6 protein-coding genes and 1 pseudogene are annotated in these 12,757 nt (G+C 65.6%); 3 read left to right on the forward strand and 4 right to left on the reverse strand.

Annotation, left to right across the window (positions count from 1 at the left end; all coding sequences use genetic code 11):
- Positions 1-72 precede the first annotated feature (72 nt).
- The 3 genes and pseudogenes from PE066_RS08695 (at position 73) to PE066_RS08705 (ending at position 4,251) form a co-directional block, all read left to right on the forward strand.
- Positions 73-1,185, forward strand: coding sequence for a site-specific integrase (locus PE066_RS08695; protein WP_271236152.1), 1,113 nt, complete (start codon positions 73-75; stop codon positions 1,183-1,185).
- A gap of 959 nt (positions 1,186-2,144) precedes the next feature.
- Positions 2,145-3,335 (forward strand): annotated as a pseudogene (locus PE066_RS21465) (SEC-C metal-binding domain-containing protein); the annotation flags it as partial.
- 331 nt (positions 3,336-3,666) lie between these two features.
- The gene (locus PE066_RS08705) at positions 3,667-4,251 is read left to right on the forward strand and encodes a hypothetical protein (protein ID WP_271236154.1); all 585 of its coding nucleotides are present in this window, start codon (positions 3,667-3,669) and stop codon (positions 4,249-4,251) included.
- An 831-nt stretch (positions 4,252-5,082) separates the two neighbouring features.
- On the opposite strand, the gene PE066_RS08710 is transcribed toward PE066_RS08705, so the two are convergent.
- From PE066_RS08710 to PE066_RS08725, 4 genes are read right to left on the reverse strand one after another with little or no spacing between them, the layout of a single operon-like run.
- Positions 5,083-6,084, reverse strand: a complete 1,002-nt coding sequence (locus PE066_RS08710; RefSeq protein WP_271236155.1) for a Wadjet anti-phage system protein JetD domain-containing protein — start codon at positions 6,082-6,084, stop codon at positions 5,083-5,085.
- Positions 6,081-10,469 (reverse strand): hypothetical protein, encoded by a 4,389-nt coding sequence (locus PE066_RS08715; protein ID WP_271236156.1) that lies wholly within the window; start codon positions 10,467-10,469, stop codon positions 6,081-6,083. The genes PE066_RS08710 and PE066_RS08715 overlap by 4 nt, the downstream gene beginning before the upstream one ends.
- Before the next feature lie 9 nt (positions 10,470-10,478).
- Positions 10,479-11,207 (reverse strand): hypothetical protein, encoded by a 729-nt coding sequence (locus PE066_RS08720; protein WP_271236157.1) that lies wholly within the window; start codon positions 11,205-11,207, stop codon positions 10,479-10,481.
- Positions 11,204-12,667, reverse strand: a complete 1,464-nt coding sequence (locus PE066_RS08725) for a hypothetical protein (protein WP_271236158.1) — start codon at positions 12,665-12,667, stop codon at positions 11,204-11,206. Before PE066_RS08725 ends, PE066_RS08720 begins: the two co-directional genes overlap by 4 nt.
- Positions 12,668-12,757: the final 90 nt, after the last annotated feature.

Genomic DNA, 12,757 nt, shown 5'->3' on the forward strand with positions numbered 1-12,757 from the left:
CAGTTATCGCAGCCAATCCAGCGCGACCCTTCCGGCGCTACACTGGGGCGCTCTCACCCAGCGCCCTGCACCATGCGCCCATCTCACGGTCGTGCATCGTCCGCCACCGAGGGTTCGCTGCCACCGGCCGTCCTCGCGCTGCCGCCGCCGCTGTCGCCGCACGCGCTGTCGCTCGCGGGCCTGCAAGCAGTGGGCGACCTGCTCGAGCAGGGTCAGTCGCCGCACACCCGCAGCAGCTACCAGTCGGGCATGGCCTACTGGAGCGCCTGGTACGCATTGCGTTACCGCCAGGCGCTCGCTTGGCCCGTGCCGGTGGCGGCCGTCACCCAGTTCATCGTCGACCACGTGCAACGCGACACGCCCCAGGGCCTGGCGCACGAGCTGCCGGGCGCAATCGACCAGGCGCTCGTGGCCAGCGGCCACAAGGGTAAGCCGGGCCCCCTGGCGCTGGCCACGGTGGCGCACCGCGTCTCGGTGCTGTCCCAGGCGCACGAGGAGCGCAAGCTCGCCAACCCCTGCCGCGATCCTGCCGTGAGCCACATGCTGGCCCGCGCGCGCCACGCCTACGCCCGGCGCGATGCGCTGCCGCAGCGCAGCACGCCGCTGGAGCGCGCCACCCTGGATGCGGTGCTGGCCACCTGCGGCCAGACCCTGCGTGATACGCGCGACCGCGCCCTGCTTCTGTTCGCCTGGGCCAGTGGCGGGCGGCGGCGCAGCGAGGTGGCACAAGCCGACATGCGCTGGCTCACCGAGCTGGGCCCGGCGCACTACCAGTACGAACTGCGCCACAGCAAGACCAATCCGGCCGGCACGCCCCAGCCCCAAAACTTCAAGCCCTTGGTGGACGAGGCCGCCGAAGCGCTGCGCGCGTGGCTGCAGGCCGCCAAAATTACCGAGGGGCCGACATTTCGCAGCGTGCGCAAGGGCGGCACCGTTGGCGGCGCCCTGTCGAGTGCGGCCGTGCGCGAGATCGTGCGTCGGCGCTGTGCCCTGGCCGGGTTGAGCGGTCACTTCACGGCGCACTCGCTTCGCAGCGGCTTTGTCACCTGGGCCAGCTCCGAGCGCATGCCCGACGCGGACATCATGGAGCTCTCCGGGCACCACAGTATCCAGGGACTGCGCGGCTACTGCCGCCCGACCACCGCCACCGGCACGCTGCGCCGGATGCTCGAGCGTCGGCCGTGAACGCACCGCGCCAGCCTCCCCGGCCCGAGAACGAGGTGTTCGCCGAGCTGGCGGCGCTCGCCCAGAGCCCCGGCTACCTCCACGCCCTGACCCACATCGTTTGGCGCGACCGCCTCGTGCGCTACCGCGGCGCGATGCAGGAGCGCGATCTCGACCGGATGTTCTCCGGCGAGCAGCTCATTCGCACCGAGATCACCACCTTGCTGGGGCTGATGGTGAAGGCACCCTGGAGCGATGAACTTCCTGGACCGCCCACCCTGCGCGGCTACATCGAGCGCACCGATCGCCTCATGGCCGAGTTGCACGACAGCATGCCGGGCAGCCTGGCCCAGCTCAAGCTCGGTCCCGACGGTCTGCCCGACTTCTCCGGCATGGGCAGTGGAGCAGCGATGCGCGAGCCGATCTTCTACGGAGGCGAGTCGGCCTACCTGTTCCAGTACCGCGATCTCGCACTCGAAAAGTACACGGCGGACGACCCCTGGCTGCGCCAGCACAAGGGATTCGGCATCGCCGCAGCACACGCAGTGGTGAAGGCCATGGCGAGCCTGCAGGACCAGAAAGCCACGCAGCTGTGGCGCGAGCGCGGCCACGAAGCCGACTGGTTGACGGTCGATCTGCTGGCCGCATTCAGCCTCACAGCACAGGAACTGGCGGGCGCCACCAACGTGCCGCTGCAGGAAGTCCAGGCAGTCCTCGACGCGTTGTGCCTGGCGCACCGCAACAGCGACTTTGGCTCACTGGCGGACTTCAACGCGGTCTATGCGGCCCCGCTGCTGCGGCTGCCGGACGGCTCGGTGTTGCAGTTGCTGCAGTACGGCACGGCCGAGGCGCTGTACGAAGCGCCCTTCTACTGGATGTGGGAGGACGAGCCCTATCGCCCAACCCTGGGGCAGCACCGGGGTGACTTCACCGAGGAGTTCACGGTGCGCCGCCTGGCCGATGTCTTTGGCGCCGCGCGCGTGCATCGCAACGTTACCCTGATGCGCAAGAAGGGCCAGCGCGCCGGCGAGATCGACGTGCTGGTGGTCTTTGGCGACCGGTTAATCGTCGTGCAGACCAAGTCCAAGCGACTGTCCGTGGAAGCGCGCAAGGGCAACGACCAGATGCTGCGGAAGGACTTCGGCCAAGCGATCCAGGCTGCCTACGACCAGGCGCAAAACTGCGCCGAGCTCCTGCTGCAAGGGTGTCCAGCGCTGGACGCCGGTGGCCAGCCGCTTGCACTAAAGCAGCAGCCAAAGGAAATCTTCGTCTTCACCGTCATCGCCGATCACTACCCAGCACTTGCCCACCAGGCCGACCAGTTCCTGCACAAGCGCGAGGTCGCCCATGTCCGCGAGCCGTTCGTGATGGACGTGTTTTTGCTGGATGTCATCTCGGAGATGCTGCACACGCCGCTGCGGTTTCTGAGCTATGTGGCGCTGCGCGCGCAGGTCGCCGGACGACTTGCCATCAACCACGAGCTCACTGCCCTCGGCCACCACCTGCGCCATAACCTCTGGCTGGACAGTGAAACGCACTTTGCCTGGCTGCACGATGACTTGGCCGCCGCCCTGGACGTGGCCATGACGGTGCGCCGCGAAGGCATCCCTGGGCCCCGCGTGCCAGAAGGCATCCTCACCCGCTTTGCCGGCACCTTCTTCGAGACCCTGATCGCGCAGCTGGAACACGCCGAAGAACCCGCGGCCCTGGAGCTCGGCTTCTTCCTGCTCACCCTGGGCGGCAACACCTGCCAGGAAATCAACGAGCGGGCAGCCATGGTCACCCGCATGGCGCGTGCCGACGGTGCCCCCCACAATTTCACCCTCGGGGTGGACTCGGCGCGCACTGGCATCACCTTCCATTGCAACCCCGTGGCAGACCAGGCGGCCCAGCACAGGCTGCAGGCGTACTGCCATGCGCGCAAGTACGCTCAGCAGGCCCAGCACTGGTTCGGGCTGTCCATCGACCCCCACGGGCAGTTGCAGTTCGCCCTGGTCGTGGACTACCCCTGGCAGCACTCCGCCGAAATGGACCGCATCACCGCAGGCATGTCGCGCGGTCAGCCCGCTGGAGGGCAGGCAGCGCGCGCCGGCCCGCCGAAACTGGGACGCAACGATCCCTGTCCGTGCGGCAGCGGCAGGAAGTACAAGAAGTGTTGCCTGCCACCCTAGTCGAAAGAGATCGCACCCTCGGACGTCCGCTCGGCAATGGCGCCGCCCACTGGCCCTGGCACGCGGAGCGTTTGGGAAAGGCCAAGAACTTAGGCTGCGGCGGTAGTTGCAATCCGCCGGATGTCCTCGGAAGGATTTGACGACCATTCATCTTCCGGCTCCGGCGAGTGCGCGGGCGGGGCCCAACATAAGCTTCAAGCCTGCGATCCACCGACGGTGAACTGCGATTCTGACTAAGCCTTAACCCGATCCACCCGCATCGTTTGCTTCACCGAGCGCTTGGCATTTCAGAAACTGCAGCCATACAAGCCTGCACGGACCGTTCGAGGAGTTGCTCGACCTCGTTCAACCGTTCGGCAAGAAGCATTCTCGCTTCGGTGCCGGGCTCAACAGGTTGATCGTCTTCGAACAAGGAATCCCGATTCGCCTGCCCGTACTCGGCGATCCATTCGCGGTGAATGGCCTCGGCGCGTGCCTCCTGCTGGGCCCCGGCCCAAGTCTCGCGCAGTCTGGCAAAAGCCCGCGGAAGAACAAGAACACGCACGGCGACCCTAGCATCAGCCATGTCTCGGAGTTCCATCTGAGCAAATCGTCGCGCAGCATCGTTCAGAAACTCGAGGTCGCCGGCGGCAGCGCCCTCAGGAAGATTCAACTTCACGTTCTGGAGCGCTGTGATGATCCCGCGCGCATTTGCCAACAGAGCCAAAACAAGTTCCAGTCGTTCGATCCTCTCTCGACGCCCACGTTCTACTTCCAGCTCACGGGCGTGCTTCTCGGACCGCGCGCTGACCCACACGGCAATGAGTACCGCTCCGATCGAGCCGACCGCCTGGACCCACGCTGGCGCCGCGCTTTCCAGAAATTTGGCGAACCAGCTCCAGCCTCCGGCCCCCACGAGGGCTATGCTGCCAAATAGCGCCAGCAATATCAGTCCGCCAATTACCTCCGCCCACGCGGGCGCTCTCTCTTGGTCCACCTTAGTCCCCTCGCCTTTTCGCGCATTCTGCCGGACCCTGTAAGGCGAGCGACGCCGGCGGTTCACCGTCGCCGACTCCTCCGAAGAGGCGACAGTCCGCCGATTACGCGCTTCGCGCAAGGCTTGCCTCGTGTACGTGCAGCACGCCCGCCACACAAGGCGCGCTGCATATTGCGCGAGTCCTGGACTTTGCATGGGAGCCGCCCTCCGCCCGGTTGGACCGTGTCACTTGAGCCATGCGGCGCAACAAGTCCCTCGGCCAGCAGCCGTCGCCGCGATCGGGAGGCGCCAAGCTGGACGCAACGATCCCTGTCCGTCTGGCAGCGGGCGGAAGTACAAGTAGTGCTTGCCGGTTAGTGCTCTCACCAAGCCCCGGACATGCGATCGAGCAACTCCGTCGCGAGCATGACCGGCGGCAGCTGCAACACCGCGCAGTGGACGAGGAAGCAGTTCGAAGAGTATCGCGTGCGTAGGAGCCTGCAACGCCTAAGGGAGACACCTCGAAGTGGCCCCGTTTCTTGGCGCCGCGACCGCGACGCATCGTGCGTGAGCGTCTTGGAGGGCGCTGCGCCTCGCCGGGCGCATACCTCGTAAACATTTCCGGCGGGGCTCTCCTCCAAACCTGGGAAACGTGCTGTAGTCGATGTACCCGATTTGCCGCCTGCAGATGCCGGGCGAGCATAGTCCTCGCAGAACAGCAGTCGCCTTACCGAATCGGCCTCATAGGTTGTCTACGCCGCGAACAACTAGATTGGGCTGTGTCGGTCGACCTCACCTGAGGCCTGCGCCTTGCTGTAGCTTCTCAAGCCCCAACGCCTCCTGGGGGAGCCACTGCCCTTTTCGCCAGATCTCTTGGATCGCTGACGCTAGCGGCTCGCCCAACCATGCGACCGCGAGATCGGGTGGCGCTTCAGTGCAATCGGGCTTCGCCCTGCGTACACCGTTCGAAATCAGCCAGGCGTAGAGCTCCAGAGCGGGGGCGACCTGTGGCTGGCCGGGTTCGGTCTTGCGGTTGAACTCCAGGGGAATGCGAATTCCTTTCGGGTCCAGGTCGCCAAAGTACAGGACGTGTTCTGCCCCGACTTCGCGGATCGTCTGCGCGAGGGCCAGCCCAGTGCTCTGGAATGCCTCGCCGGCGCCATAGACAATGGCCGAATACCGGAGGGCCGTGGCGTTCCACTCGCCGAAACTCCAGTAGGTGTCCTTGTTCTCGATGACCAGGACAGGCTGCCCTTGTGCGGCTGCCGGACGGTACGGCAGCGGAGCGGAGACCTGGAAGCAACCTAGAGCGGAAAGCGGCAGCTTACCCAAGAGCATCCCGCCGCTGCACATGCGGTCCAGTCGCTTTTCGTCGCCGAAGATCTCCAGCGACCGCTCTTTGACAGGAACCATCAGCAGCCTGCCGCGGCGCCGAAGGAGAAACTCGTTCACCGGCAGCAGGGAATCAAGCTGCGGAGCTTTCAACTGCGGCCAGAAATCGAGTTCCGGGGCCCAGGCCACGGCGCTATAGTCCCGGCGATCGGCTTCTCGTTGCGCACCGGCGAGGGTCACCCACAAGGGCAGGGGCGGCTGGCCGAAGCGCTCCCAACTCGCTCTAGCGGGCAGCTTGATGTGGCCGGCGTTTTCCAGCTCCTGCAAGCTTTTCAGGAGCTGGGCCCCGCGCTCGGGGCTGTCTTGCACCTCGGGGAAGGCGCCGTAGAAGTGCCGTCGCACCTCGTCGAGTTGGACACGCCGGCGCGAACAGGTCTGAAGATTCTTCAGGAAGGCGTTCACGCAGCAACTGCCTCTTCTTTCTTCGGCGTGAAGGTGTAGTTGGCCACTTCCAGGTGCCAGCGGCGCGTTCCGGTGTGGGGCCCAGCCTTGCGCAGACGCACGAAGCGGTTGAACTCGGCCAAGGCGTTGTAGTCCTCCACCGCGGTGGCAAAAATGAGCTGCACGTTCATGGACGCAGCCAGCAGGCGCTGCGCCTTCCACATGGCGCCCGAGGTGACCTTCGCGAACGGGTTGTCCAGCAGCAGCGGGCCGCCGGCGGACTTTTGCACGTCGGCGTAGTTCTCTGCGCGCAGCTGGTTGATCAGCAGGTACAGGAACATGGCCATCACGACGCCCTCGCCCCCGGAGTTGGAGATCCGATCGACGACGACGTACTGCTCCGTCTCTTCCACCGACATCTTGAGCACCTGCAGCCCCAGGGGACCGCCGTACACACGCATCACCGATTCGGCGATGAGGTCCGTGCCCGTCACCGGGATTGCCTTGCTGGCCGCGAGGATGTCCAGGTAGTCGCGCATCCGCTGCTTGCGCAGGTCCGTGCTGATGTTTCCGAAGTTCGCGCGCATGCGCAGGATCTGCTTGCCGCCGATGTAGGGGGCGCCGGCCGGCACGCGCTTGTCGGGACTGGACGCCTTGTTCAGGGTGGAGATGGCGATGCGTACGACTTCGCTCACCTCTTCGATGCACGCGTCAAAGTCCGCCTGCATGGTGTCCAGAGTGCTCTTGGTCGTGGAGATGCGGTCGTCCAGCGCTGTCAGGAGCTTCTCGGCCGCACGGCAGGTGTCTTCGAAGCTGTTGGTCTGCATCTGCTGGGCCACGGCTGCATCGGCCTTGGCGAAGTCCGGCGATCCAGCTGCCTGCTTCAGATCGTCGAACTCCTGGCGCGCTGTGTTTCCGAGCATTTTCGCAGCCGACCCTTTCTGGTTGTAGGCCTTGATCAATCCGGACACCTGCGCAGTGGCGGGCTGTTCGAGGACGATCGGCTCCCCTGCTTCCAGGATCACGCCCGTTTGCGCCTGGGTCTCGGCCACGAGCTGGGCGACGCTGGGCTGTTCCCCCAGCCCCAGCGCTCCGCGCAGCATGTCAGCGGCGTTCTTGTCCGTTTCCGCCTGCGATTTCTTCTCCTCGGCGCGCAGACGGGCCTGCCTGGCCGCCTCGATCGCGTTCTCTGAGCGCTGCGCCTCCGCGGCGTGGAGTCCGTCGACCCGGGCTGCTTCGATCTGCAGCTGCTCGATCCCCATGGCGGCGACAGCTGCACTGGGCGCGTCCACCAGGGCCTTGTTGGCGTCGTACCAGCGCTTGGCGTCTTGTTGCACTACGCGCTCGGTGGCGGTCTTGTCGGTCTGTGCACCCCGGGCCTGCTCCAGCTCGATTGCAGTCTCCCGCAGCACGGCGTCGTGGTCGACGTGAAGGTACGGCTTGATGTCGCTGGCCGTGACGCCTTTGCACTCCTTGGCGAACTGCGTGGTTTTCTCGGTCTTTTTGTCGCGCTCCGTCTGCAGCTTGTCGTGCAGCTTGCCCAGCACGTCTTCCTCCTTGGCCCGGTAGATGGAGGCAGCGTCGCGGTACTGACCGCGCAGGATGTCCAGTGCGCGCGGGTGCTCCCGCAGGTGCTTTTCAGCCTCGTAGGCGCGGTCGTAGTACTCGATCTGGCCGCGTTCGGTCGCCAGGCCGTCTCGCTTGACAGTTTCCTCCGCCCGTACGGTGGCATCAGTGCGTTCCTGGGCTATGAGTTCCTCCAGCTCGGCGTCCGCCGCGGCACGGTCTTCTTCGGCGACGGCGATCAGGGCGGGGAGCTCTCCAAGCCGGTGCAGCCGTTGGGGCCGACCAGCATCGTGATCGCGACTGAACTCCTCCAGCCGACGCACGGCTTCAAGGGCGGCGCGGCGCTGCTCGTCGCTGAGCCTTGCCTTTTCTGCACTTTCTTCGGCCGCGGCCTCCTGCCGGGATGCCTCTTCGTCCAGGCTGACGGCTCGCGCGCGGGTGGCTTGCGCGTCTTCCGTCGCGACCTGCTCCTTGGCGCTTGCGTCCGCCAGACGCCCGTCGCCATAGGTCTCCACGAAGGATTCCAGCTCCTGCTGGGCTTTCACGCAGCGCTCGTAGCGCTTTTCCAGGGTCTTGCGCTCTTGCTGGTCAGCATCCATAGCGGCCGCGAGCTTAGGCGCGAGCTGGGCAGCGGCCGCGGTGTTGAACGCGGAGTCGTCCTCCGCGACGACCACGCATCGATCGACCTGCGGCGCGGCGGGGTCGAGGCTCGCCACAGAGACCGTGACGGGCTTGCGCGGGGCCCGGTCGCCCCAGGACACCGTGGCTGCCTTTTCGAACTCGCTGCGGGCCACGCAGACGCCCAGGAAGCGCGCCGGATCGCTCTGGACCAAGGCCCGGGCGCGGTCGGCGTCCTTAACTGCTTCGGCCAGATACTCGTTGAATGGACGGGCGGATCGAACTCCAGCTTCCCGCAGCACCCGCACTACGTGGGCCACTTCGGCGCCGGCGCCCGCAACCCCAGTGCTCTCGATCGCGCTTTTGGTGAGGTTCAGCTCGGCGTAGCGCACATCGATGCTAGCGATCTGCCGGCTGTACGAGGCGATCAGGGTGGCCAGCCGCTGGTGCAGGACCGGGGAGAGCGGATCTGCGAGATCGGCTTCCGCCGCCTCGGTGAGCGCCGGGTGTTGCGCCAGGTATTCCCGCTGGTGTTCGCCTTTCGCGATGAATTCCTGCAGGCGGCGGGCGTCCTGCTCGAGTTGAGCGGCCCGCTCGATCTCGGCCTTGGAATCCTGGCGCAGTCGCTTGGCAGCGTCCAGCTGCTGCGTGCGAGTGGCTCGGTGCGTGTCTCGTTCGCGTTCATGCTGTGTGGCCACGTGCTGCCAGTTGGCGGCCGCGGCGCCGACTTCCGCCTCCACTGAGTCGATCAGTCCTTCGCGCACAAAGGTCTCGAGTCGCTGGGCCCGGCGGGTCTCGGCGTCTTTCAGGGCCGATTGCTCCCGGGACAGGGAACGCTCCCTCTGGTCGGCAGCCTCGCGCGATTTCTTGAGGTCGATGCGCCGGTTCTCCCGGGCCGTGTGCCGGTCGGCGAGTTCTTGCAGGAGCCCGCCCAGGCGCTTTTCTTCCATGAACAGCGCGGTGCGCAGCAGCGAACCCTGCACTTCAGCGTGGTCCTTGATCGGCTTCAGTCCTTCGGCTTGTGCCGCTGCCACCGTCTCGAGATCCTTGATCCGCTGTTCGCAGGTGAGGATGTCCTTTTGCAGGATGGCCGCGCGCACGAACCGTTCCTTGCCCTGCAGGTCCTTCACCCGACCGTCTGCCGCTTCGCGCTCAAGCTTGGCGATCTCCTGCTTTTTCTGGTGCAGCACGTGCATCGCAGTGGCGTGTTCTCGTGCCAGGCGCCCGCCCTCGGCGTCGGCCTGCTGTCGGATCTGCGAATGCAGTCTTTCGTCCTTGCGGTGTTCTTCCTCGGCGAGGGCGGCCGCGGCTTGGCGGTCCTGCAGTGCGAGGCTGGCGAGCGCCCCTTGCAGTTGCACGCGCCCCTGCTGGACCAGGGAGTCCAGGTAGGTTCGGGACGCGTCGGCGAACGTGGACATCCGGCCTCTGAAAACCGTGAGCTGGTTGAAGCGGGCTTGGTACTCGGGCTTGCGACTGTGCTTCTCGCAGACTTCGACTACGAGCTTGCGTGCCTCGTCCGTCCGGGTGGTGTCCAGCGTCAGTGAGAAGAAGCGGTGGATGAACTCCGACTCGTTCTTCAGGCGGATAAACGCATCGAAGCCACCCTCCTGCGCCGAAAACCCGACCTGCATCTGCAGCATTTCAAGATCGATGAGGCGCTCGACGCGCAGGTGCTTCTTCCACTCCGCTTGGTTTTTGACGAAGAAGACGTCGGGGTTGGCGGCCTTTTTCTCCTGCAGCCACCGCGACACCTCGGCGAGGTTGGCGGCCGGCACGGGGCCCAGCTTGGGCGCCGGCAGGTCTTCTAGCCTCAGGTCTGCCTGCTCTTGGAAGGAGAAGAAGATGCGGTCCACCTCTGCTGGCTCCACAGTGGCCTTGACGGACACGGCTTGGCCGACGACGAGGCGGTACGGCCTACCCTTGGCGGTGCGGGACGGCAGCACCCATTCGACAGCGATGAAGCCCGGGACGCCGGTCTGGTCGAAGTACTGGGAGAAGCGGTTGTTGGGTTCCTGCAGGTGCTTGAGGAACTTGTTCTGCTCGGTCTCGAAGCAGGAGAACAGCAAGCTCATCAAGGTCGTTTTGCCCCCTCCGTTCTCCAGGTGGAGGATGGTGTCGGTCGGCTCACCAGTGACCGGATCGGTCAGCGGCAGGATCTCGCCGTCGAACCAGGCCGTGCGATAGCCGCAGTGCCCCAGATAGATGCGACTCATTCGCTGCATTTGGTTCTCCTAGCGCCGCGTCGTGCAGAGTTGGGCCATCTCGAACAGGCGGCGCAGTGCGACCTCCCGCAACTGAACCCGAAGTCGATGCGTGGCGGTGTAGCTGGCCTGCGGGTCGTCTTCCGTGCCGCGGTCAAGCCGAACCAGGCCGCCATCCACCATTTGGTTCAAGGCGATCTTGACGATGCCCGCACCTGACGAAGGCGCTGCCCGAACGCTTTCCCGCAGGCTTTGCGGCAGCGCGCAGACCGCCTCCCAGCCCGGGGCCAGGTCCAGCGGCACGTCTGCGGGCAGCGGCTCGGCGTCCTTCAGACGCTGTGCCAGGCTGTAGAGCGTGTCGCGGCAGACCGCGATCGTGACCGGCGGCGGGATGAGGCTGTCGTCGTCCAGGGAGTCGCTGGTCGGAAAGAAGGCCGCGCAGATGGAGATGTGCGCCAGCACCAGGGCTGCCCTGTGGGGCTGCTCCATTCCGTGAGCGCGGATGTCGCCCAGCCGCACGGCGAAGCGGCTTTCCCGCGATTCGGGCACCAGCACCAAGCCTCGAAGCTCACTGGCGTCCAAGATCTGCAGGGTGAATCCGGTGGCGATGTCCTCGCACATGCGCCGGAAGCCGGCGTCCACGCGAAACAGCGCGGCCAGCTCCCGGTACTCCGTGTCGCCGGCGGTGGTCAGGTTGGTCTGCAGGGCCTTGTAGATCAAGGTCGCCGCATTAGTCACAGTCGGTTCGGGTCCGTTCACTGCCCCTCCTTCCTGAAGAACTCAATGTTGTCGCCGCGCACGAAGTCCAGCACGAATTCTTCCCCGACCTTGCGGGCCACCATGCCCTCGAAGGTGTTCTCGCTTTGGGCAAAGGACTGGTAGAGGATGAAGACCAGGCAGCGCTGGGCGGCCGCAGAAAGGCCCTCGTCCCGCGCGAGCTCCAGCAGGTAGTCGACCTGCCACGCCGGTGCGCCTTCGAACTTGCCGGCGAGCCAGTTGCGGGTCTCGTCCACCAGCGCCTTCGGGAATGGGTCCGGTACCGGCACGAACTCCTCGAGCTCCCCCTCCTCTTCGGCCGCTGGGGTGTCGTCCGTTCGGGTCTCCCGCAGGATGGTGAAGGCGGTGTTCAGGTCGAACAGCTTCAGGGGCTGGGGCGGGTACAGGGCGCTGAGAAAGTCGTCGGCCTCCTGCAGGAGCACCGGCACCTGCAGCTGCATGACGTTCGGGAAGATGGCGGATTCCAAGTCCGGCAGCCCCATTGGCCGGCGCGCCCGGAACGCCGCCTTCTGCGCCGTGATGAACAGTTCGTTAGAGGCCGAGATGTCCCGCACCAGCTTCATGCGAATGTCGCTGGCGCCCCGTAGGGTCTCGCGTAACTGCACAAGGTTCTCCCGGGTGCGCAGCTCCGTGGCCTCGTGCAGGGCGTCGCCCACAGCTTGCTCCATCCGAAAGTCCTCGGCTTGGCGCTGAGTCACGTGGTTGCGGGCCTCCTCAAGGCGGCCGTGCATTTCCTTGCTCCAGTTCACCGAAGAGGGCGCCCGGTAAGCCTGCTGCAGCTTGTCGCTGATAAGTTGGCGGAATTCAATTGAGAGCTTGCGAGCACGACGGGCGATGTCCAAGGCCGCTTCGAAGCGGCCGCGGCGCACTAGGAGGTCGAGCATCTTCTCCATCAGCTCCTGGGAGTCCTCCGGCGAGAGGTCCAACATCCCCAGGTACACGAGGTACCCCTCGGCTGTCGGGGTGTACCGGTAGACGTCCTGTGGGTCTGGCTGGAACTGCACCAGCCTGAATCGGAACGTCCGCATCCTTCCCGTGGGCGCGTCAAAGTACTCCGCTTCGAACTCGCGGTGCTTGTTTGCCTTGTTGTCCAGGACATCAAGGACCGTGGTGGCAATTCTCTGCGCCTGGGAAAGTTCCAGGCTGCTGCGCATGCGGGTGGCTGTCTCCGCCAGATGCTGCAGCACCTCGGTGGAGGTGCTGCCCATGGAGATCGTGGTTGCCTCCATCATGTGATCCAGGGCCGACAGCGCCAAGTAGTGGGTGTCGATTCCGTCGAACACGCTAGATCCGTCGGCTTCCTGCACCAATGCCTTGGAGCGCTCCAACTGGAAAATGGGGCGAAAGAGCAGGATGTTGCGCTGCTGGCGCGACAAGTCCAGCAGCCCGGAGCTGCTTCTGATGGATTCGAGGGAGCCTGCGGGAAGTGAAGGCTCTTTCACGGGTCTGGCGCCCCGCGGCTGTTCTGCATGATGCTCCTCGAGATTTCGGGACGTCTACAAGCGGCCAGTGCATCCGGCAAAAGCCCAGGC

Origin of the sequence: Ramlibacter tataouinensis (assembly GCF_027941915.1) — a bacterium.
Classification (GTDB): Bacteria; Pseudomonadota; Gammaproteobacteria; order Burkholderiales; family Burkholderiaceae_C; genus Ramlibacter; species Ramlibacter tataouinensis_C.

What these genes read in the sequence shown, in the direction of transcription:
- PE066_RS08695 (WP_271236152.1), top strand. Translation starts at nt 73, where the DNA reads ATGCGCCCATCTCACGGTCGTGCATCGTCCGCCACCGAGGGTTCGCTG.
- PE066_RS08715 (WP_271236156.1), bottom strand. Translation starts at nt 10,469, where the DNA reads ATGCAGCGAATGAGTCGCATCTATCTGGGGCACTGCGGCTATCGCACG.